The organism is Stutzerimonas kunmingensis, from assembly GCF_900114065.1.
GTDB lineage: Bacteria > Pseudomonadota > Gammaproteobacteria > Pseudomonadales > Pseudomonadaceae > Stutzerimonas > Stutzerimonas kunmingensis.
Map to the genome: position 1 here is coordinate 125,130 of NZ_FORS01000008.1, position 21,748 is coordinate 146,877.

At 66.0% G+C, this 21,748-nt stretch carries 18 protein-coding genes; 10 read left to right on the forward strand and 8 right to left on the reverse strand.

From position 1 onward, the window contains the following. The 3 genes from oadA (at position 1) to BM275_RS17875 (ending at position 3,263) form a co-directional block, all read left to right on the forward strand. Positions 1-1,818, forward strand: coding sequence for a sodium-extruding oxaloacetate decarboxylase subunit alpha (gene oadA, locus BM275_RS17865; protein ID WP_090522675.1), 1,818 nt, complete (start codon positions 1-3; stop codon positions 1,816-1,818). 199 nt (positions 1,819-2,017) lie between these two features. Then, positions 2,018-2,959, forward strand: a complete 942-nt coding sequence (locus tag BM275_RS17870) for a sodium-dependent bicarbonate transport family permease (RefSeq protein WP_023444819.1) — start codon at positions 2,018-2,020, stop codon at positions 2,957-2,959. Between the two features lies 1 nt (position 2,960). Beyond that, positions 2,961-3,263 (forward strand): P-II family nitrogen regulator, encoded by a 303-nt coding sequence (locus tag BM275_RS17875; RefSeq protein ID WP_090522677.1) that lies wholly within the window; start codon positions 2,961-2,963, stop codon positions 3,261-3,263. Between the two features lie 276 nt (positions 3,264-3,539). On the opposite strand, the gene BM275_RS22470 is transcribed toward BM275_RS17875, so the two are convergent. Continuing rightward, positions 3,540-3,734, reverse strand: coding sequence for a hypothetical protein (locus BM275_RS22470; RefSeq protein ID WP_244153888.1), 195 nt, complete (start codon positions 3,732-3,734; stop codon positions 3,540-3,542). Between the two features lie 306 nt (positions 3,735-4,040). Between BM275_RS22470 and glsB the strand changes: the two genes are divergently transcribed. Beyond that, a complete protein-coding gene (gene glsB / locus BM275_RS17885) occupies positions 4,041-4,949 on the forward strand; it encodes a glutaminase B (protein WP_090522679.1) in 909 nt (302 codons plus the stop codon). A gap of 52 nt (positions 4,950-5,001) precedes the next feature. Continuing rightward, the gene (locus tag BM275_RS17890) at positions 5,002-5,700 is read left to right on the forward strand and encodes a carbonic anhydrase (protein WP_014822032.1); all 699 of its coding nucleotides are present in this window, start codon (positions 5,002-5,004) and stop codon (positions 5,698-5,700) included. A gap of 41 nt (positions 5,701-5,741) precedes the next feature. On the opposite strand, the gene BM275_RS17895 is transcribed toward BM275_RS17890, so the two are convergent. The 3 genes from BM275_RS17895 to BM275_RS17905 all read right to left on the reverse strand — a co-directional run bounded on the left by BM275_RS17895 (position 5,742) and on the right by BM275_RS17905 (position 9,178). Next, positions 5,742-6,551, reverse strand: coding sequence for a substrate-binding periplasmic protein (locus BM275_RS17895; protein ID WP_090522681.1), 810 nt, complete (start codon positions 6,549-6,551; stop codon positions 5,742-5,744). A 121-nt stretch (positions 6,552-6,672) separates the two neighbouring features. Beyond that, a complete protein-coding gene (locus BM275_RS17900) occupies positions 6,673-7,656 on the reverse strand; it encodes an asparaginase (protein ID WP_090522683.1) in 984 nt (327 codons plus the stop codon). 100 nt (positions 7,657-7,756) lie between these two features. Beyond that, the gene (locus BM275_RS17905; RefSeq protein WP_090522740.1) at positions 7,757-9,178 is read right to left on the reverse strand and encodes an alanine/glycine:cation symporter family protein; all 1,422 of its coding nucleotides are present in this window, start codon (positions 9,176-9,178) and stop codon (positions 7,757-7,759) included. A gap of 169 nt (positions 9,179-9,347) precedes the next feature. On the opposite strand from BM275_RS17905, the gene BM275_RS17910 reads away from it, so the two are divergent. Beyond that, positions 9,348-10,166, forward strand: coding sequence for a helix-turn-helix domain-containing protein (locus BM275_RS17910; protein ID WP_090522685.1), 819 nt, complete (start codon positions 9,348-9,350; stop codon positions 10,164-10,166). A gap of 4 nt (positions 10,167-10,170) precedes the next feature. Here the strand turns inward: BM275_RS17910 and BM275_RS17915 are convergent, their stop codons facing one another. Further along, on the reverse strand, positions 10,171-10,611 hold the full coding sequence (locus BM275_RS17915; protein ID WP_090522687.1) for a GNAT family N-acetyltransferase: 441 nt from the start codon (positions 10,609-10,611) through the stop codon (positions 10,171-10,173). A 13-nt stretch (positions 10,612-10,624) separates the two neighbouring features. Beyond that, entirely contained in the window at positions 10,625-11,257 is a 633-nt protein-coding gene (locus BM275_RS17920; RefSeq protein ID WP_090522689.1) for an FMN-binding negative transcriptional regulator, read from the reverse strand. A 94-nt stretch (positions 11,258-11,351) separates the two neighbouring features. Here BM275_RS17920 and pdxR point away from each other — a divergent pair, with 94 nt between their 5' ends. Then, positions 11,352-12,821, forward strand: a complete 1,470-nt coding sequence (gene pdxR, locus BM275_RS17925) for a MocR-like pyridoxine biosynthesis transcription factor PdxR (protein WP_090522691.1) — start codon at positions 11,352-11,354, stop codon at positions 12,819-12,821. Positions 12,822-12,842: 21 nt separating this feature from the next. On the opposite strand, the gene BM275_RS17930 is transcribed toward pdxR, so the two are convergent. Together BM275_RS17930 and BM275_RS17935 are read right to left on the reverse strand one after the other, a co-directional pair. Next, positions 12,843-14,102 carry a dicarboxylate/amino acid:cation symporter gene (locus BM275_RS17930; RefSeq protein ID WP_090522693.1) on the reverse strand — a complete coding sequence of 420 codons (1,260 nt, stop codon included), beginning with the start codon at positions 14,100-14,102 and terminating at the stop codon, positions 12,843-12,845. Positions 14,103-14,192: 90 nt separating this feature from the next. Next, positions 14,193-15,617: an aspartate ammonia-lyase gene (locus tag BM275_RS17935; protein WP_014822023.1), complete on the reverse strand. Its 1,425-nt coding sequence runs from the start codon at positions 15,615-15,617 to the stop codon at positions 14,193-14,195. Positions 15,618-15,779: 162 nt separating this feature from the next. Here BM275_RS17935 and BM275_RS17940 point away from each other — a divergent pair, with 162 nt between their 5' ends. The 3 genes from BM275_RS17940 to BM275_RS17950 all read left to right on the forward strand — a co-directional run bounded on the left by BM275_RS17940 (position 15,780) and on the right by BM275_RS17950 (position 21,585). Continuing rightward, positions 15,780-16,712 carry a LysR substrate-binding domain-containing protein gene (locus BM275_RS17940; protein WP_090522695.1) on the forward strand — a complete coding sequence of 311 codons (933 nt, stop codon included), beginning with the start codon at positions 15,780-15,782 and terminating at the stop codon, positions 16,710-16,712. A gap of 147 nt (positions 16,713-16,859) precedes the next feature. After that, positions 16,860-19,595: an AMP-binding protein gene (locus BM275_RS17945; RefSeq protein ID WP_090522697.1), complete on the forward strand. Its 2,736-nt coding sequence runs from the start codon at positions 16,860-16,862 to the stop codon at positions 19,593-19,595. A gap of 67 nt (positions 19,596-19,662) precedes the next feature. Further along, positions 19,663-21,585 carry a bifunctional sugar phosphate isomerase/epimerase/4-hydroxyphenylpyruvate dioxygenase family protein gene (locus BM275_RS17950; protein ID WP_090522699.1) on the forward strand — a complete coding sequence of 641 codons (1,923 nt, stop codon included), beginning with the start codon at positions 19,663-19,665 and terminating at the stop codon, positions 21,583-21,585. Positions 21,586-21,748: the final 163 nt, after the last annotated feature.

Genomic DNA, 21,748 nt, shown 5'->3' on the forward strand with positions numbered 1-21,748 from the left:
ATGACTGCTCAGAAGAAAATCACCGTTACCGACACCATCCTGCGTGACGCCCATCAGTCGCTGCTGGCGACCCGCATGCGCACTGAAGACATGCTGCCGATCTGCGAAAAGCTCGACCGTGTCGGCTACTGGTCGCTGGAAGTCTGGGGCGGCGCCACGTTCGACGCCTGCGTACGCTTCCTAAAGGAAGACCCCTGGGAGCGCCTGCGCCAGCTCAAGGCCGCGCTGCCCAACACCCGACTGCAGATGCTGCTGCGCGGGCAGAACCTGCTCGGCTACCGCCATTACAGCGATGATGTGGTCGAAGCGTTCTGCGCCAAGGCGGCGGAGAACGGCATCGACGTGTTCCGCATCTTCGACGCGATGAACGACGTGCGAAACCTGGAAACCGCGATCAAGGCCGTGAAGAAGACCGGCAAGCACGCCCAGGGCACCATCGCCTACACCACCAGCCCGGTGCATACCGTCGAGTTGTTCGTCGAGCAGGGTCGGGCGATGCGCGGCATGGGCGTCGATTCCATCGCCATCAAGGACATGGCCGGCCTGCTCACGCCGTTCGCCACCGGCGAGCTGGTGCGCGCGCTGAAGGCTGAGATCGACCTGCCGGTGTTCATTCACTCCCACGACACGGCTGGCGTCGCCAGCATGTGCCAGCTGAAAGCCATCGAGAACGGCGCCGACCACATCGACACCGCCATTTCCTCCATGGCCTGGGGCACCAGTCATCCCGGCACCGAATCCATGGTTGCCGCGCTGCGCGGCACGCCCTATGACACCGGCCTCGATCTGGAGCTGCTGCAGGAGATCGGCCTGTACTTCTACGCGGTGCGCAAGAAGTACCACCAGTTCGAAAGCGAATTCACCGGCGTCGATACGCGTGTGCAGGTCAACCAGGTGCCGGGCGGGATGATTTCCAACCTGGCCAACCAGCTGAAGGAGCAGGGTGCGCTCAACCGTATGGATGAAGTACTCGCCGAGATTCCGCGCGTGCGCAAGGACCTCGGCTACCCGCCGCTGGTAACCCCGACCTCGCAGATCGTCGGCACCCAGGCGTTCTTCAACGTGCTCGCCGGCGAACGCTACAAGACCATTACCAACGAGGTGAAGCTCTACCTGCAGGGCCGCTACGGCAAGGCGCCGGGCACCATCGACGCCAAGCTGCAGCGCCAGGCCATCGGCGGTGAAGAGATCATCGACGTGCGCCCGGCCGACCTGATCAAGCCGGAGCTGGACAAGCTGCGCCAGGAAGTCGGTGCGCTGGCCAAATCCGAAGAAGACGTGCTGACCTACGCCATGTTTCCCGACATCGGCCGCAAGTTCCTCGAGGAGCGTGAGGCCGGTACGCTGGTACCGGAAACACTGCTGCCGATCCCTGACGGCAGCACCGCGACCGCTGCAGGCGGGCAGGGCGTGCCGACCGAGTTCGTCATCGACGTGCATGGCGAAACCTACCGCGTGGATATCACCGGTGTCGGCGTCAAGGGCGAAGGCAAGCGGCACTTCTTCCTTTCCATCGACGGCATGCCGGAAGAGGTGGTGTTCGAGCCATTGAACAACTTCGTCGGCGGCAGCGGCGGCAGCCAGCGCAAGCAGGCCAGCGGTCCGGGTGACGTCAGCACCAGCATGCCGGGCAACGTGGTCGACGTGCTGGTCAAGGAAGGCGAAGTGGTCAAGGCTGGCCAGGCCGTACTGATCAGCGAAGCGATGAAGATGGAAACCGAGATTCAGGCGCCCATGAGCGGAACGGTCAAGGCCGTGCATGTCGCCAAAGGTGACCGGGTGAACCCGGGCGATGTCTTGATAGAGATCGAGGGCTGAGTGAAGGGTGGCTTGGCGGTCTGATCACGCCACGCCAGCGTCGTTTCGACTGTTTTGGCCGCGCTGCGCAAGCATGCGCGGCAGCCAGCGGAACGGACGGCGCGGGCAGTGTGTCCCCTTTGGGAGCCCTTGCGGCTCCTTTTTTTCGAGCCAATGTCTGCCAGGGATCGGTCCATTGTCCAAGCTGTGGAGACTGTAGATGGGTATCGACCCAGTAGTGCTGTTCTTCGTGTTCGGCCTGTTTGCGGGCCTGGTGAAGAGCGAGTTGAAGCTGCCGCCGGCGCTCTACGAGACGCTGTCGATCATCCTGCTGCTGGCGATCGGTCTGCACGGTGGTGTGGAACTGGCCGAACAGGCCAGTGCCGCATTGCTCGGCCAGTCGCTGCTCGTCTTGGCGTTGGGCGTGCTATTGCCGATCCTGGCCTTCATCCTGCTGCGTGGCCTGCGTTTCGACAGGGTCAACGCGGCGGCGGTGGCGGCGCACTACGGTTCGGTGAGCGCTGGTACCTTCGCCGTCGTGGTGGCCTATCTGGCGGCGCGGGAAATCTTCTTCGAAAGCTACATGCCGCTGTTCGTGGCGATTCTCGAAATCCCGGCGATCCTGGTCGGCATTCTGCTGGCCAAGGGAGTTTCGCGCGATACCGACTGGAAGGAACTGGGCCGCGAAATCTTCCTTGGCAAAAGCATCATGCTGCTGCTCGGTGGCCTGCTGATCGGTGCGATCGCCGGCAAGGAGGCCATCAAACCGCTCGAACCGCTGTACACCAGCATGTTCAAGCCGGTGCTGGCGTTCTTCCTACTGGAGATGGGCCTGATCGCCTCCGGCCAGCTGGGCTCGCTCAAGCGCTACGGCTTCAAGCTCGCTGCCTTTGCGCTGCTGATGCCGCTGATCGGTGCGCTGATCGGCGCCCTGCTGGCGCGCTTCATGGGCCTGTCGCTGGGCGGTACGGCGATGCTCGCCACGCTGGCGGCGAGTGCCTCGTACATTGCGGTGCCAGCGGCGATGCGCCTGGCGGTGCCAGAAGCCAATCCGTCGCTGTCGCTGACTGCGTCGCTGGGCATCACCTTTCCGTTCAACATCCTGATCGGCATTCCGCTCTACCTGGCCCTGGCCGAGCGACTGATCGCCTGGGGGTTCTGAGATGAACGCGCACAATCGTACGCTGCTGACCGTGATCTGCGAGGCAGCGCTGGAACACAAGCTGGAAGCCGACCTGAAAATCCTGGGCGCTCCGGGCTGGACCCTGTCGGACGCCCGTGGCAGCGGCAGCCGCGGGGTGCGCAGCGCCGGCTGGGATACCGACGGCAATATCCGCCTGGAGGTGATCTGCAGCCGCGAGATCGCCGAGCGTATCGCCGAGCACCTGCAGGCGCGCTACTACGAAAACTTCGCCATGGTCTGCTACCTGGCCGAGGTGGAAGTGCTGCGGCCCGAGAAGTTCTGATCGAATCGACCGCTCGGCACCGTTGCGCTGTCCGCCGCCCCGGCGAGCAGACGGGGCGGGCGAATCGAGACGGCTAGCGCTCGAGCCGATGCTGGCTGCGCAATTGCTTTAGGTCGCCCTGGGTGCAGGTCAGGGGCGCAGGGCCTGTCAGGTCATAGCAGCGCTGACCGAAACCCATGGGCCAGTAGATGATGCCGCCCGGCGGCCAGAAGATGGAGGCCACACGGAAGCGCGCGCGCAGCTTGCCCTGCTGCAGCAGTTCACCGTTCTGACTGCTCAGCGTGTACGGGATACCGCCAGCGGCTGTCCAGAAGAATGGGCGCGCGTCTTGACCAGCCCTTGTGAGTATTGCTGCGGGCGTTCGTAAACGGCGACTTTGCTGTTCTCGGGCAGTTTGAAATAGGTGGCGGTGGAGCAGCCAGTGACGGCCAGTGCGAGGGCCAGAACGCCCGCGGCTCGTTTGAACATCATCAATTCTTTCCTTGTGGTGACGCCCAGGACACAAGGCCGTGCCCCGTAAAGCGGGCGGCACTATACCTGAGGCCGTGGTGAAGGCGAACGGTGGCGCCGCGCCGCAGGCGTGATCGTCATCGCGGATGAGGCGTGGTTCCAATTGCCTCGCGCGTTGTCTGAGTGGGACGACACCTCCGCAAGGCTGTGCTGGCCTTGTCAGATCGACAGGCAACGGATTGGTCCTGCCTAAGCCTGTGATGGGCGCCCCCCGATTGGCGTCTAGTAGCCTAAGGCGTGGCGCATAACCTATTTCTTGGAGTCTGCATGCAAGAGCTGTTGAGCGAAATCCTCGATGAGGTCCGACCATTGTTTGGTCGGGGCAAGGTCGCGGATTACATCCCCGCACTGGCAGACGTACCGGCTGACCAGCTGGGTATTGCCGTGTGCAGCGCCGAGGGCGAGATTTTCGAAGCCGGCGACGCGCAGACGCCGTTCTCGATCCAGAGCATTTCGAAAGTGTTCAGCCTGGTGCAGGCCATCGCCCATCGCGGCGAGTCGTTGTGGGAGCGTCTGGGCCACGAGCCTTCCGGGCAGCCGTTCAATTCACTGGTGCAGCTCGAGTTCGAACGCGGTCGCCCGCGCAACCCGTTCATCAACGCCGGGGCGCTGGTGATCTGCGACGTCAACCAGTCGCGCTTCGCCACCCCGGAGCTGTCGATGCGCGACTTCGTCCGGCACCTGTCCGGCAACCGGCAGATCGTCTCCGACACCCGCGTCGCCGAATCCGAATACCAGCACCGCGCGCGCAATGCGGCCATGGCTTACCTGATGCAGGCCTTCGGCAACTTCCACAACGATGTCGAAGCGGTATTGCGCAGCTATTTTCATCACTGTGCGCTGCGCATGAACTGCGTCGACCTGGCCCGCGCGTTCGCCTTTCTCGCCCGCGATGGTGCCTGCCCGCAAAGCGGCGAGACGGTGCTGGCGCCGCGCCAGGCCAAGCAGGTCAACGCGATCATGGCCACCAGCGGGCTGTACGACGAGGCGGGCAACTTCGCCTATCGCGTCGGCCTGCCCGGCAAGAGCGGGGTGGGCGGCGGCATCGTCGCGGTGGTGCCGGGCCGCTTCACCGTCTGCGTCTGGTCGCCGGAGCTCAACGCCGCGGGCAATTCGCTGATTGGCATGGCCGCCCTCGAAGCGCTGTCGCAGCGTATCGGCTGGTCCATCTTCTGACGCGCCGTCGCGGCGGCGCCTACCCTTCGAATTCCTCTGGAGAGAACCAAGCATGAATGACGGCAAGAAGAGCGAAACCGCCCAGGAGGCCCTCGAACACATCGTCTCGGGCGTCAAGCGCTTCCGCGAAGAGGTCTATCCCGAGCAGCGCGAGCTGTTCGAGAAGCTCGCCTACGAGCAGACACCGCGGGCGATGTTCATCACCTGCGCCGACTCGCGAATCATCCCCGAGCTGATCACGCAGAGTTCGCCCGGCGACCTGTTCGTCACCCGCAACGTCGGCAACGTGGTGCCGCCCTACGGGCAGATGAACGGTGGCGTGTCGACCGCCATCGAGTTCGCCGTGATGGCGCTTGGCGTGCAGCACATCATCGTCTGCGGCCACTCCGACTGCGGCGCGATGAAGGCGGTGCTCAACCCGGCTCAGCTGGAGCGCATGCCGACGGTCAAGGGCTGGCTGCGGCATGCCGAGGTGGCGAAGATCGTCGTCGAGCAGAACTGTGGCTGCGCCGACCACAACACCCTCGGCATCCTTACCGAGGAGAACGTGGTGGCCCAGCTCGACCACCTGCGCACGCATCCCTCGGTGGCAGCGCGGCTGGCCAGCGGTCAGCTGTTCATCCACGGCTGGGTGTACAACATCGGGACCAGCGAGATTCGTGCCTACGATGCCGAGAAAGGCGAGTTCCGCCTGGTCGGCGACGGCCCGCTGCCGATGGCCACGCCGCGGGCGCGCTATCAGGTGAGCTGAAGCGCTTCCGGGCGGTTTCGGTCTGCTGACGAGGCGCGGGGTCAGCGACCACTGGCCAGCGTCGTGCCGCGCTCCTGAATCAGGTAGCACAGGTCAGGGGTCTTGCTGCAGCCGGCGTAGCCTTCGGCGATCACTTCCTCGAGCGCCTTCTGCAGGCGATTGACCACTTCGTCCGGCGTATCAGGGCTCAGTGCCAGATACAGCGGTTCGCTGCGATAGCTCAGCGCTATGCGCAGCTGGCTCTCGTCGACGCCCTGCAGCCGCGCGTAATGACGCCACACTGGGTCGGCCACCGCCCACAGGTCGATGCGCCCGGTCAGTAGTTTGCGCAGGTTTTCAGCGTAGTTGAGGCTGTTGCTGGTGCGGATGCCCTGGCTTTCCAGGAACAGGCTGACACTGCCGTTGGCGTGGCCGCCGATCTGGTAGCCCTGCGCCTGCTCCAGGCTGTCGAACTTCAGGCCACTATTGGCCGGCGCCAGCAGCACGCTGGCGTGATGGGCCAGCGGCCCGACCCACTTGAACTGACTGGCGTTCTGCGGCGTGCGCGCCACTGAGAACAGGCCGTGGGCGGGCTGCTGCCGGGTCTGCTCGTAGAGCCGGCTCCAGGGGCCGCGCAGGGTCAGGTTGTAGGCGATGCCGGCGCGGCGAAAGATGTCGCGCACGGTGTCGGCATCGATGCCCTGCACATCGTCGCCGCGGGCGAAGCCCTTGCTGTTGGGGCCCATGTTGAATGGCGGGAAGCTGTCGGTTTGCAGAGTGATCTGATAGTTGGCAGGCAGTTCGGCCTGGGCGGCACATGCAGCGCTGATGAGCAGGGCGAACAGCGCCCCGGCAGTTCGGGATCTGGCCATGGCATCGGCTCCTTGACGCTTTTCTTGTTGTTGGCGTGAGCAAGGGTAGCGGTGCTGCAGGCACATCGCCAGCCGGCCGCGCTGCCCTGCGGGGCAACGCGCATTTTTGCCGGTGTCGTTTTCAGTCGGCCATTTCGCCGCAGAGGTCGCGGCAGAACCAGTGTTCCACCTCGGCATGGTCGAGCCCGGCGGCGAGCAGGGCGAACAACTTGCCCAGCGCTGCTTCACGGGTCATGCCGCCGCCGGAGACCAGACCGGCATCGCGCAAGCCGCTGCCGGTGGCATAGACGTCGAAATCGACATGGCCGCCCGGGCACTGGCTGATCGCCGCCAGCACCACGCCCTGTCGATGCGCCTGGCGCAGCGCTTCGATGAACGGGACGTCGTCCGCCGGGCCGGTGCCGCTGCCATAGCACTCGAGCAGCAGCGCCTGAGCGCCGCTGGCGACCAGTGCCCGGACCTGCGCGGCGCCGACGCCGGGGTACAACGGCAGCACCACGACCTGCGCCGGTCGCTGCGGCAACAGCGCCGGCGGACGTTCGCTGGCCGCTGCGGCGAGGCGTTTGCGCGGCGCCTCGGCAAAGGCGTCGAAGGCGTCGCTGCGCAGTTTACTGACCCGCGCGCCGTGCAGCAGCACGCCGTTGAAGAACAGTTGCACGCCGTGCACCTGCCCGGCCTGCAGGGCGCGCATGGCGCCGAACAGGTTGGGCCAGGCATCGCTGCCCGGGCTTCCCGCCGGCAGCATGGCGCCGGTGAGCAGCACGGGGATCTCAAGATCCAGCAGCAGGAAGGACAACGCAGCGGCGCTGTAGGCCAGGGTATCGGTGCCGTGCAACAGCAGCACCGCATCGCAGTCGCCCTGCGCCACGGCGTCCCGAACGACGGACGCCATCTGCAGCCAGTGGATCGGCTGCATGTTGGCGCTGTCCAGCAGCGGTTGCAGTTCGCGGAAGGTCCAGCTCGGTAGCGGCCCGGTTTCCAACGCCTGTTGCGCGCGCAGGCGGGCTTCGAAGCCGGAGGCCGGCATCAGTCCGGCGGCGCTCTGTTGCATGCCGATGGTGCCGCCGGTGTAGAGCACCAGCAGGCGTTCGATTGATTGGTTCACATGCGCTCCTCGCTCATTCGGCGCAGGCCATCAGGAATACGGCGGATGGGGCCAGCCCCGTGCGCGGTTGCGCAGAGGGCTGGCCGATCGCGGCGGAGCGTTAGCGGCGCTCGGTGGTGTCCGGCGTGGCGGACATGTTGGCCTTCCACACCGCCGGGTCGAGATCCAGGTCGGCGAAGTCCTTTGGATCGAGCACGGGTTGCTCGATGCCGGCGCGGATCTGGCGATCGTAGTCGCGCATCAGGCGCAGGCCGACCTTGAACAGCAGGGCCACGGCGATCAGGTTGGCGATGGCCAGCAGACCCATGGTCACGTCGGCGAAGGCGAACACGGTGCCCAGGTCCTGCACCGAACCCCAGAGCACAAGGATGACCACCAGGATGCGGTAGATCACCACCGGCAAGCGCTTCTCGGTGAAGAAGCCCAGCGCGTTTTCACCCAGATAGTAGTTGTAGATCAGCGTGGTGAAGACGAACAGCAGCAGCGCGATGCTGATGAATACCCGACCCCACTCGCCAACCACGGCCGCCATGGCGGTCTGCGTCAGCACCACACCGGCCTGGTCCATACCCGGCTCGTAGACGCCCGAGAGCAGGATGATCAGCGCCGTGCAGCTGCACAGGATGATGGTGTCGATGAACACCGAGAGCGACTGCACGATGCCCTGCGCCACCGGGTGCTTGACCTCGGCGACCGCGGCGACGTTGGGCGCACTGCCCAGGCCGGCCTCGTTGGAGAACAGGCCGCGCTTGACGCCCATCAGGATCGCCGCGCCGATGCCGCCGGCGAAGGCCTGCTCCAGACCGAAGGCGCTGCGGAAGATCAGGCCGAAGGTTTCCGGTACGGCACCGAAGTTGCTGCCGATGACGAACAGCGCCATGCCCAGGTAGGAGAAGGCCATGACCGGCACCAGTACGTCGGCCCACTTGGCGATACGGCGGATGCCACCGAAGATGATGCCGCCGATGACCAGGGTCAGCGCGATGCCGCTGGCTACGGTCGGCACGCCAAAGGTGTCATGCAGCGAGCTGGCGACGGTGAACGACTGCACGGCGTTGAAGCCGAAGCCGAAGGTCATCAGCAGCAGGATCGAGACGACGATGCCTAGCCAGCGCTGGCCGAGTCCGTGCTGGATGTAGAAGGCCGGGCCGCCGCGGTAGGTGCCGTCCGGCTCGCGACGCTTGTACAGCTGCGCCAGCGAGCACTCGAAGTAGCTGGTCGCCATGCCCACCAGCGCCACCACCCACATCCAGAAGATAGCGCCCGGGCCGCCGAGCATGATTGCCACCGAGACGCCGGCGATGTTGCCGGCGCCGACGCGGCCGGCGACCGAGAGCATCAGGGCCTGGAAGGAAGAGAGCTGTCCCGGCTGACGCTCGAAGGCGTGGCCGAAGATGCTGAACATGTTGCCGAAATAACGGAACTGGACGAAGCCGGAGCGAATCGTGAAGAGCAGACCGAGGCCGATCAGCATGACGATCAGCAGCTTGCTCCAAATGAGGTCATTCAGAAGGTCGAGCATGGCAATGTTCACCTTGTTGTCGTTGTTAGGGTGCCGGCGCGCGCCGCTGCGCCGTGCAAGCGGGGGATGTTTCAACAGTAGCGACGACAGGACAATTTCGCAGGTGGCCGCGATGTGACGCGACCTGATGCTAGAATGGCGACACTCGCGCCAACCGTCAGGGCATCCCATGACCTCCCACCTCGCCGAAAACCTGAAGTTGCTCTGCAGTCATTACCGTTCGATTGCCGAGGTGTGCCGCAAGCTGGCCATCAATCGAGCGCAGTTCAACAAGTACCTGGGCGGGCAGAGCCGTCCCACGCCGTTCAACCTCAAACGCATTGGCGACTTCTTCGGCGTCGAGGGCTATGAGCTGGAAATGCCGCCCGAGCAGTTCGCCCGGCTGGTCGGGGCGCGCCATCCGGAAGCCCAGGCGCTGCCGCGGACCGATCCGCTGCTGGCCCTGCTGCAGCCGTTGCGCGAGCACGCCGCGAGTCTGTCGCGCTATTGCGGCTACTACTTCGAATACGCCAACTGCATGTCGGTGCCGGGCAGCATCCTCATCTCGCTGGTGCATCTGCGCGAGGAAAACGGCATCTACCTGTTCGAGCGTCAGGAGCGCCAGGAACGCGCCAGCCCGACCCTCGGCCACGCCGAGGACTGGGTACGCTGTCGCTACCTCGGCGCGGCGTTCGGCCTGCAGGACCGACTGTTCCTGATCGACTACGAATCGCTGACGCTCAACGAGATGAGCCAGACCATCCTCATTCCCAGCTTCAAGAGCCGCATCACCCGTCTTAACGGAATGAAGACCGGCGTCTCTTCGGGCGACCGCCGCACGCCTGCGTGCACCTCGGTGGTGTGGGAATACCTGGGCCGCGAGATCAATCGGGTCAGCGCCTATCGCCAGGTGATGCTCTACAGCCCGGACGACCCGCGCATCGACCTGGACATCCGCGAGCGCCTGGCGACGCCGCATGTGGAGAACGGGCTGTTCGGCATCGAGTGAAGGCTCAGAGGATCTTGCGGTACTGGATGAAGCCCGAGCGTTCGGCGATGCGGTCGTAGAGCATGCGCCCCGTATAGTTGGTCTCCTGGGTCAGCCAGTGGACGCGCGAGGCGCCAGCGGCTGCGGCCTGGGCGTAGACGTGCTCGATCAGCGCCCGACCGATGCCTTTGCCGCGGGTGCCCTCGGCCACGTAGAGATCCTGCAGGTAGCAGTAGTCACCGCGGGTCCAGCAGCTGTGATGGAAGATCCAGTGCACCAGGCCGATGGCGTGGCCGTCATGCCAGGCCAGTGCGGCATGCATCGGCTCGGCTGGATCAAGGAAGCGCTGCCAGGTGAGGTCGCTGGTCTGCTCCGCAATCGCAGCGGCGTAGAAGCGTTGGTAGTTCTGCCAGAGTTCTCTCCAGACAGCGTGGTCGGCAGCGGTGATAGGGCGGATCTCAGGCACAGTGCATTCCTCTTCAATCGGTGATGGGCATGCGCGCGGCCAGGGCCTGGTCGCGTGGATCGAGCGAGGCGGCCAGGCCCTGGCGAACGCCGGCCTGTTCCGCCGGCGAGCGGTTCTGCCCGAGTTTCCACTTGCCCTCCAGCCGGCGAATCGGCAGGGCGAAGCCGACGATGGCGCGCAGCATGGCGTCCAGGTAGTCGTCTGGTGCATCGCTTACGGCCCAGGGCTGTGGGCGGCTGGCTTCATGCTGATCGCTGAGGCGGCTGACGATCTGCAGCAGGCTCTTGCGATCCTCGATCAGCCGCACCGGGCCGCGGGCATGCACGGCGATGTAGTTCCAGGTCGGTACGACCTTGCCGTGCTCCGCTTTGGTCGGATACCAGCTGGGGCTGATGTAGGCGTCAGGGCCGCTGAACACGGCTAGCGCTTCGCAGCCGTCCTGCAGCTCGCGCCAGTGCGGATTGGCCTTGGCGAAGTGCCCGTAGAGCGTGCCGAACTCGCCTTCGTCCGATTCCAGCAGCAGCGGCAGGTGGCTGGCCTGCACGCCGTCCGTGCCCGCGCTGGTCAGCAGCGCGAACGGCATCGCCCGAATCTGGCGATGCAACTCGCCAGGATCGTCCTGGCGGAATGAGGCTGGCAGGTACATGGCGTCTCTCCAAATACAGTGTTGCCATGCTAGGCAGGATATTGGCCCGCTGTAAGATCCATTACTTGTGACTTTGATAGAGCCAATACTACCTATGCCGACCACGCCCCCATTGCCCGTCGATCTTTCCGGCATTTGCCTGGAGCGCAGCCGGGGGCTGACACGCCAGCTCTATCAGGCCCTGCGCGAGCGCATCCTCGACGGGCGTCTGGCTGGAGGAAGTCGGCTGCCGGCCGGTCGCGATCTGGCGGCATTGCTGGCGGTGTCACGCAACACTGTCACCCGGGCGTTCGATCAGCTCTACGCCGAGGGCTACATTGAAGGCCGGGTAGGCGATGGCACTTACGTGGTGGAACTCGGCAGCGCGCGGCCGCTGATGCAGTCGTCTGCTTCCGGGGTGGCGCCGACCGAGGCGCTGTTGCGCCTGCAGCGTAATCACTTGGCGCCGCCGGTGAGCGGTGCGCCGCGTGCCTTTCGCATCGGCGTACCGGCCTTCGATCTTTTTCCCTTCGAAATCTGGGCGCGGCTCACGGCGCGCTTCTGGCGCAAGCCATCGCCGGCGCGCCTGGGCTATGGCGACCCGGCGGGTGAGCCTGCCTTGCGCGAACTGGTAGCGGCCTATCTGCGCAGCAGCCGCGGGCTGAACTGCGATCCGTCCCAGGTGGTGATCACCTGCGGTGCGCAGCAGGGCATCAGCCTCTGTGCCCAGCTGCTGGTGCAGCCCGGCGATCGTGTCGCGCTGGAGAATCCCGGCTATCGCGCCGCCGGCCATGCCTTCGCCGTGGCTGGCGCCGAGCTGTGTGGGGTCGCGGTGGATGGCGAGGGACTGGATACCGCCGCCCTCGCGCAGATCGAAGGCTGTCGGCTGGCCTATGTCACGCCCTCGCATCAGTACCCGACCGGCGTGACCCTGTCGCTGGCGCGGCGCCTGGAATTGCTCGCGTGGGCCGAACGCAACGAGGGTTGGATCGTCGAGGACGACTACGACGGCGAGTACCGTTACAGCGGGACGCCGTTGACGCCTTTGGCTGCGCTGGACCGGCAGGGGCGGGTGCTCTACGTCGGCACCTTCTGCAAGATCACCTTCCCCGCGCTGCGCCTCGGCTACCTGGTATTGCCTCCCGGCCTGGCAGAGGCCTTCGCCCGTCGCCGCGCATTGGATATGCGTCACTCGGACATTGGCAGCCAGATGGTGATGGCCGAGTTCATCGCTGCCGGCCATTTTCAGCGTCACGTGCGCCGTATGCGCCAGGCCGCCCGGGTGCGCCGCGACACCCTGTTGCAGCACTGGCCAGAGGCGATCCCTGGCTGCGCGGAGTTGCCGGCGGTGGATGCCGGGCTGCATCTGTGCGTGCCGGTGCACAGCCACGCCCGCGAAGCCGAGCTGGTTGCCGCGGCGCGAGCGGCCGAGGTGGAAATGAACGGGCTGGCCGACTACTGGCTGGACGGTCAGGCGCCGCGAGGCGCACCGGGCGGCCTGGTGCTGGGTTTTGCGGCGGTTCCGGAAGTGGAAATCATCGCCGCGCTGCAACGCCTGCGTCACGCCTGGGACCTGCCGAGCTAGCGGCAGGTCTTCGGACGGCGCTCACTCCTTGTTGCTGGCGTCGTACATCGCTCGGTCGAGTTCCTGCTCGCTGCGACCGACCAGCGTGGTGGTCATCAGGTCGCCGGCGACGTTCACCGTGGTGCGTGCCATGTCGAGGATGCGGTCGATCCCGGCGATCAGCGCCACGCCTTCGAGCGGCAGGCCGGCAGCGGTGAGCACCAGCCCGAGCATGATCAGCCCGGCGCCGGGGATGCCGGCGGTGCCGATGGAGGCCAGCGTCGCGGTGAGGATGATCATCGCGTACTGCCCGGCACTGAGGTCGATGCCGAAGGCCTGGGCGATGAACAGTGCGAGCACGCCCTGATAGATCGCCGTGCCGTCCATGTTGATGGTCGCGCCCACTGGCAGCACGAAGCCCGCCACACCTTCGGATACGCCGAGGTTCTTGCGCGCGCATTCGATGGACACCGGCAGGGTGCCGGAGCTGCTCGAGGTGCTGAAGGCCACCGCCAGCGCCGGGGCGATGCCCTGGAAGAAACGCAGCGGATTGAGCCGCGCCAGCAGGCCGAGCAGGCCGCCGTAGACCAGCAGTACATGGGCGATGCTGGCCAGGTAGATCACCCCGATCACGCCCGCCAGCGGCAGCAGTACTTCAGCACCATGGCTGCCGACCACGCCGGCGGTCAGGGCGAAGACACCGATCGGCGCGACGCGCATCACCAGATCGGTGAGCTTGTAGAAACTCTCGGCCAGCGCATCGAACAGGCGCACCGCCGGCGCGCCGCGCTCGCCGATCAGGTTGATGCTGACGCCCAGGGCGATGGCGAAAACGATGATCTGCAGGATGTTGCCCTCGGCGAAGGCAGTGACCGGATTGGAAGGCACCAAGCCGACCAGAATCGACACCAGCGAGGGCGCCTGCTTGGCCTGTTCGCTGCCACTGGCGACCATGTTCATGCCTTCGCCCGGGGTGAACAGCGCGCCGAACAGCAGGCCGATGCTGACCGCGAAGGCGGTGGTCACCAGGTAGATGGCGATGGTCTTCAGACTGATGCGGCCGAGCTTGGCGCTGTCCTGCATCGAGGTTATGCCGGCCACCAGCGAAACGAACACCAGCGGCACGATGAGCATCTTGATCGCATTGAGAAACAGCGTGCCGATCGGTGCCAGCAGCTGCGCGTCTGCGCCAAAGGCCATGCCGGCGGCGACGCCGAGGGCCAGGCCGATGAGGATCTGCTGCCAGAGCGGCAGGCGGACGAGCAGGCGCAGGGGAGCGGAGAGGGTCGTACTCTGAGTCATGGGTTTTCCTGTTGTTTTTATTGTGCGAACGAGCCGGGCTGGTGGCTCGTAAAGCGAACGCCCGGCATGGGTGCCGGGCGCTTGGGACGATCACACCACCAGCGGTGCCAGGCGTGGCGCGATCATGTTTTCCGGGCGCAGGATCTCGGCGAGCATGGCGTCGTCGAGCAAGCGCTCCTCGCGCACCAGCTCCAGCACACTGCGGCCGCCGAGCAGCGCCTCGCGGGCCAGGCGGGTGCTGTTGTCGTAGCCGATGTAGGGGTTCAGCGCGGTGATCAGACCAATGGAGCTTTCCATCAGCTCGCGGCAACGGTCTTCGTTGGCGGTGATGCCTTCGATGCAATGCTCGCGCAGCATGTCCATGGCGCGCTGCAGCAGGCGGATCGAATCGAACAGCTTGTAGGCGATCAACGGTTCCATGACGTTGAGCTGCAGCTGCCCGCCCTCGGCGGCCATGGTCAGCGCGAGGTCGTTGCCGATCACTTCGAAGGCGACCTGGTTGACCGCTTCCGGGATCACCGGATTGACCTTGCCCGGCATGATCGAACTGCCCGGCTGGCGCGGCGGCAGGTTGATCTCGTTGAAGCCGGTGCGCGGGCCGCTGGAGAGCAGGCGCAGGTCGTTGCAGATCTTCGACAGCTTCACCGCCAGGCGCTTGAGCATGCCGGAGAACAGCACGAACGAGCCCATGTCCGAGGTGGCTTCGATCAGGTCCGCGGCCTGGCGCAGCGGCTGGCCGCTGATCTGCGCCAGGCGCTGCACGGCAATGGCCTGGTAGCGCGGATCGGCATTGATGCCCGTGCCGATCGCGGTGCCGCCGAGGTTCACTTCCAGCAGCAGCTCCGGGGCGAAGCCGCGCAGATGGTGCAGATCCTCGCCGAGGGTGGTGGCGAAGGCGTGGAACTCCTGGCCGAGGGTCATCGGCACGGCGTCCTGTAGCTGGGTACGGCCCATCTTCAGCACGTGGGCGAAGGCATGGCCCTTGCCGGTCAGCGACTGGCAGAGGCTCTCCAGGCTGGCGAGCAGGGTGTCGTGGCCGAGCAGCAGGCCCAGACGAATCGCCGTCGGATAGGCGTCGTTGGTGGACTGCGCCATGTTCACGTCGTTGTTCGGGTGCAGGTACTGATACTCGCCCTTGGCGTGGCCCATGGCCTCAAGGCCGAGGTTGGCGATTACTTCGTTGGCGTTCATGTTGGTCGAGGTGCCGGCGCCGCCCTGGATCATGTCCACCACGAACTGCTCATGGAATTCGCCGCGAATCAGTCGTGCACAACCCTGGCTGATCGCCACGTGCTTGGCTTCGGGCAGGTAGCCCAGCTCGCGGTTGGCGTCTGCGGCGGCCTGCTTGACCATCGCCAGGGCGACGATCAGCTTCGGGTAATGCGCCAGCGGCACGCCGGAGAGGCGGAAGTTGTGCAGTGCGCGCAGGGTCTGGATGCCGTAGTAGGCGTCGGAAGGAACGGGGAGGGTGCCAAGCAGGTCTTTTTCGACTCGCGATGATGCAACTTCGGACATGATGGTAATGTGGCTTCGGTAGGCGCAGGCAGTGCTGCAGTGCGCCTAAAATAAGGCTTTCAGGCGTTTCGCGGCCAATGCCGTTGCTGGCTGCCCTATGCCGAAACGGCATAATGTCCGTGTGACTTTGTACCGGTCGCAATCGTATCGAGGGATGTTCAGATGAATCTGGAAACCAAGTGGCTGGAGGATTTCGTGGCGCTGGCGGCGACCCGCAGCTTCTCCCAGGCCGCGCAACGCCGCTTCGTCACGCAGCCGGCCTTCAGCCGGCGGATACGCTCGCTGGAAGAGGCGCTCGGCCTGCAACTGATCAACCGCTCGCGCACGCCGATCGAGCTGACCGAGGCCGGCCAGCTGTTCCTGGTCAGTGCGCGCAACATGGTCGAACAGCTCGGCGAAGTGGTGCGCCATCTGCACCACGTCGAGGGCCAGCAGGGCGAGGTATTGCAGATATCCGCCGCGCACTCGCTGGCGCTGGGCTTCTTCCCGGCGTGGATCGCCGGCCTGCGCCACGACGGGCTGAACATCGCCACCCGGCTGATCGCCACCAACGTCGGCGAAGCCGTGCATGTGCTGCGCGAAGGCGGCTGCGACCTGATTCTCGCCTACTACGACCCGGATGCAGCCTTGCAGCTCGACCCGGAGCTGTTCCCCTCGCTGCACCTGGGGCGCACCGAAATGCTGCCGGTCTGTGCGGTGGGCGATGACGGCACGCCGCTGTACGACGTCGACAGCGGCCAGACGGTGCCGCTGCTGGCCTACAGCGCTGGCGCCTTTCTCGGTCGCTCGGTGAACCTGCTGTTGCGTCAGCGCGCGCTGCGTTCGACCACGGTCTACGAGACGGCTATGGCCGACAGCCTGAAGAGCATGGCACTGCAGGGGCTGGGGATCGCCTGGGTGCCGCGCCTGAGCGTCGAGCCCGAGCTGCAGCGTGGCGAGCTGGCGATCTGTGGTAGCGAGCAATGGCGCGTACCACTGGAAATCCGCCTTTATCGTTGCTCGCTGATGCGCAAGGGTGCAGTGCGCTTGCTCTGGCGAAGGCTGGAAAACCGTGCCGCGCAAGCGCAGCGACAGGCGGGCGAAACGGCAGGTTAAAGCGCCCCACGCGGCCAAATGTGCGTAACAAGCGGTTATCTGCACACATTTTGTTGCTTCGCGCGAGGCAACTTTTTCGGGCGACGCTGTCTTAGCTGAGCAATCCGTGCCATGGCCAGGCCGGACTCTAGCCAAGGACAGACAGCCGTGAATTACGACTCCGACGCCGCCGTGCCCCCTGCGGGCTCGGTCTTTGCTGTGCCCGACCCGGCGACCGCCGGCATCGAGCCCGTCACTTTGCATGCCGCGCTGAGCCGCGTGGCGCATGGCGCGCCTGATCGATCGGCGGTGCTTTCGACACGCTTCGCGCCGCTGGACCATCGCGGCCTGCAGCAGATGATCGAGCAGACCCGTCGCCAGTTGCGCCTGGCCGGCTTCGGCCGCGACGCGCGCATCGGCGTATTGCTGCCAGAAGCCCCGCAGGCGGCGGTCGCGATTATTGCCGTCGCCTGCTCAGCGGTTGCCGTCCCGCTCGATCCGCGTCTTGGCCCGACCGAGTTGGACCAGTTTCTCCAGCAGCTGCCGCTCGATGCCCTGCTGATCAGCAGTGACGGCGATCAGCAGGGCCGGGCGGCCGCCGAGCGCCACGGGCTGACGCTGATCAGTGCCGAAGCGGCCGCGGACGGCAGCCCGGCGTTGCAGTTCGACATGCCGCTGGCTGCACAACCGGCCGCCGATGATCTGCCCGAGGCAGACGCCCCGGCGTTCATCCTGCGCAGCTCCGGCACCACGGCGTTGCCCAAGCTGATTCCCTTCACTCATCGCAACATGCTGACCGCCGCCCGCAAGTGGCAGCGCTGGTTCGGCCTGGATGGCGGCGACCGCTGCCTGTGCGTCTCGGCCCCCTATTACTCCCACGGGCTGAAGGTCACCATCCTCACGCCGCTGCTCACCGGCGGCAGCGTCGCCTTTCCGCTCAGCCCGGCCGTGGTGGACCTGCACGAGTGGTTCGAAAGCCTGCGGCCGAGCTGGTATTCCGCCGGCCCAGCGTTGCACCGCGCAATTCTCGAAGCGGCCAGCGCGCACCCCGAAGGGTTGGGTACGCAGCGGCCGCGCTTCGCCTCATCCGGCGGCGCGCCGCTGGGACAGGACATCATCGATGCCTTCGAGCAGACCATGGGCTTCCCGCTGCTGGAGCACTACGGCTCCAGCGAGGCCGCGCAGATCGCCGTCAACACCCCGACCGAGCGCAAGGCAGACACGGTCGGTCGGCCCTGGCCGGAAACCCTGAGCATCGTCGACGAGAACGGCATTCCGCTGGCGGCGGGCGAGCGCGGCGAGATTCGCGTGCGTGGCGCGACGGTGATGCCTGGCTATCTCGGCGATGACACGCTCAACCGCGAGGTGCTGCGCGACGGCTGGTTCCACACCGGCGACATCGGCAGCCTCGACGAGGACGGCTTCCTGCGCCTGCATGGACGCCTGCGGGAAGTGATCAACCGCGGCGGCGAGAAGGTCAGCCTGCCGGAAGTCGATGCGGTGCTGTTGCGCCATCCGGCGGTGGCCGATGCAGCGGCGTTCGCCGTGCCGCATCAGCGCCTCGGCCAGGACGTCGCCGCCGCCGTGGTGCTACGCCCTGGCGCGCAAGTAGCGGCCGAGGAGCTGCAGCGCTACCTGCGGGGCGAGCTGGTCTACTTCAAGGTGCCGCGGCGCGTGCAGATCATCGAAGCCTTGCCGCGCGGCTTAACCGGCAAGGTGTTGCGGCATCGGCTGGCGGATGCCTACCTCGAGCAGCGCAGCGCGCGGGCCAGGGCCGCGGCGGTGGCCGAGGCGGCGTCCGAACTGGAGCAGCAGGTGCTGGCGCTCTGGCGGCGACTGCTGAAAACCGAGGCGGTCGGCCCGAACGACAACTTTCTCGATTGTGGTGGTGACTCGCTGCTGGCCACCGAAATGCTTGCCGAGCTGGAGCAGCTGCTCGGGCGGGTGATTCCAGAGTCGTTGCTGGTCGAGGCCGAGACCGCCCGCGAACTGGCGGCACGCCTGGAAAATCTCGCCAGCCACGTCATTCCGGTCATCGATTTCAATGCCCAGCCAGGGCGCACGCCGTTGTTCTGGTTCCACGGCGATTTCGCCCATGGCGGCTACTACATCCGTCGCCTGGCCCGGCTACTCGGCCCGCAGCAACCGCTGACCGCCATCGCCCCGCATGGCATGGACAACGAGCCGATACCGGCGTCGGTGCAGCAGATGGCGCGTGAGCGTCTGCCGTTGATCCTCGAGCGCCAGGCACAGGGGCCGTACCGCATCGGTGGCTACTGCAACGGTGCGCTGGTGGCCTTCGAGGCCGCTCGCCTGCTGATCGAGGCGGGCCATGAGGTGGAGATCGTCGCCCTCATCGATCCGCCCACCGCCAACGTTCGTCCGTGGTCGCGGGCCATCCTGCGCACGCTCGACCGCGTGCTGCCGGACATGCAGCTTGCGCGTGCCTACGAGGCTCTCAGTCGTTTCGGTGAAACCAGCAAGTGGCCCTATTCCAAGCGCTTCACCAACCTGGCCTGGAAGCTGTCGCGGCGCAGCGTGCGCGTGGTGCGGCAGCGGCTGGCAGGCCACGTGCCGACACCGCCGAGCGCGCGTGATCGAGAGGTGCGCGTGCGCTTCCTGCAGTACTCGCTGGTGATGGCGCGCTATCTGCCCCGGCGCATCGATGCGCCGGTGGTGTACTTCTCCGCCGACTACACCAGCCTGGCCTGGCGCGGCATGGGCACGAGCTTCGAGAGCTACGACGTGCTCGGCGGCCATCACCGTTGCGTCAAGGACTACACCGCCTCCATCGCTACGCCGCTGCGCGCGCTGCTGGAGGATTCGGCTGCGGCAATGCCTGGTCAGAGCGGCTTGATGTTGCCGCTGACCGAGCCGGGCGAGCGCGATGGCCTGGTGCCCTGATCATGCCCGCGTCGATCCCCGTGCTGCCGCGCAGCATCCCGAGTCACCCGGTAACAGGAGTAACCGCATGAAACGTTCGATCGCCACCGTGTCGCTGAGCGGCACCCTGCCGGAGAAGCTGGAGGCCGCCGCGGCGGCTGGATTCGATGGCGTCGAGCTGTTCGAGAACGACCTGCTCTATCACTCCGGCAGCCCGCAGGACATCCGCCGCCTGTGCGAGGACCTGGGCATTGCCGTCACGCTGTTCCAGCCGTTCCGCGATTTCGAGGGCTGCCCGCGTGCGCGGGTGCAGCGCAATCTCGATCGCGCCGAGCGCAAGTTCGACCTGATGCACGAGCTGGGTGTCGACCTGATGCTGCTCTGCAGCAACGTCCAGGCCGATGCGCTGGGCGACAACGAGACGCTGGTGGGTGACCTCGGCCAGATCGCCGAGCGCGCCGGCGCGCGCGGGCTGCGCGTGGGTTACGAAGCGCTGGCCTGGGGCCGCCACGTGAAGACCTGGCGACAGGTCTGGTCACTGGTGCAACAGGTCGACAATCCCGCACTGGGGGTGATTCTCGACAGTTTCCATACGCTGGCGCTGGGCGACGACCCGAGCGGCATCGTCGACATTCCCGGCGAGCGAATCTTCTTCGTGCAGCTGGCCGATGCGCCGCTGCTGGCGATGGATGTGCTGCAGTGGAGCCGGCATTTCCGTTGTTTTCCCGGGCAGGGCGAATTCGACCTGGCGGGCTTTCTCGCGCCGGTGCTGCAGGCCGGCTACAGCGGCCCGTTGTCGCTGGAGGTGTTCAACGATGGCTTCCGCGCCGCGCCGCCGCGTGGCATCGCCGCCGACGGCCTGCGTGCGTTGCAGCACCTGGAGGAGAAGACCGGGCAACGCCTGAGTCTCTCGGCCAGCCCGGGGCTGGCGCAGACACTGTTCACGCCACCACCGGCACCGCGCTACGAAGGCATCGATTTCCTCGAGTTCGCGGTGGACGAGCCGCACGCCGTGCGCCTCGGCAGCTGGCTGCAGCGTCTTGGCTTCGCCCATGTCGGTCAGCACCGCTCGAAGGATGTACAGCTGTTTCGTCAGGGCGAGATCAATATCGTGCTCAATGCCGAGCCCTATTCGTTCGCCCACAACTATTTCGAGGCGCATGGCCCTTCGGTGTGCGCCATGGCGCTGAAGATCGGCGAGGAAGGGCCGGCGCTGGCACGTGCCTGCGCCTTCGGCGGCCAGCCCTACCGTGGCCTGATCGGGCCGAACGAACGGCAGATTCCGGCCGTGCGGGCGCCGGACGGCAGCCTGATCTATCTGCTCGAATCCGGTGCGCCAGGGCAGAGCAACTACGATATCGACTTTCGCCTGCATGCGGTCGGCCCGAAGGATGCGGGCTTGCAGCGTATCGATCACATGGCTACCGCGCTGCCGGCCGAAAGCCTGGCCAGCTGGGTGCTGTTCTATCGCAGCCTGTTCGATTTCGAGGCCGACAACGAGCTGCTGCTGCCCGATCCCTACGGACTGATGAAGTGCCGCGCCATGCGTAGCCCCTGCGGTCGCGTCCGGCTGCCGCTGAACACCTCGCAGGATCGCGACACCGTGATCGCCCAGGCGCTGTCCAGTTATCGTGGCGCCGGGGTGCACCACGTGGCGTTCGCCTGCGACGACATCTTCGCCGAGGTCGCCCGGGCGCAGGCGGCCGGGGTGCCGTTGCTGGAAATCCCGCGCAACTACTACGACGATCTGGCGGCGCGGTTCGATTTCGACGACGCGCTGCTCGCCGAGCTGGCGCGCTACAACGTGCTCTACGACCGTGATGCCGAGGGTGGCGAGCTGTTTCACGTCTACACCGAGCCGTTCGAAGGCCGCTTCTTCTTCGAGATCCTGCAGCGCTGCAATGGCTACACCGGCTACGGCACCGCGAATGTCGCGGTGCGCCTGGCGGCGATGGCCAAGCAATGCCGCCGTTCGGTCTCCGGCACCACCAGCGTCGCCAGCGCCTGCTGAAATGACGGCGAACTCGACCGCCAGGCTCCAGTGGCCTGTTTGGTAAGTTCAGTTGGTCAATTTCGGTGCCCATGGCCCCCGATACTGCGTTGCTGCTCCTTGCCATAGCCCAGCTATGACTCGTCGCAGCGCCTTGTTTCGGACCCATGCTCATCCGAACTTG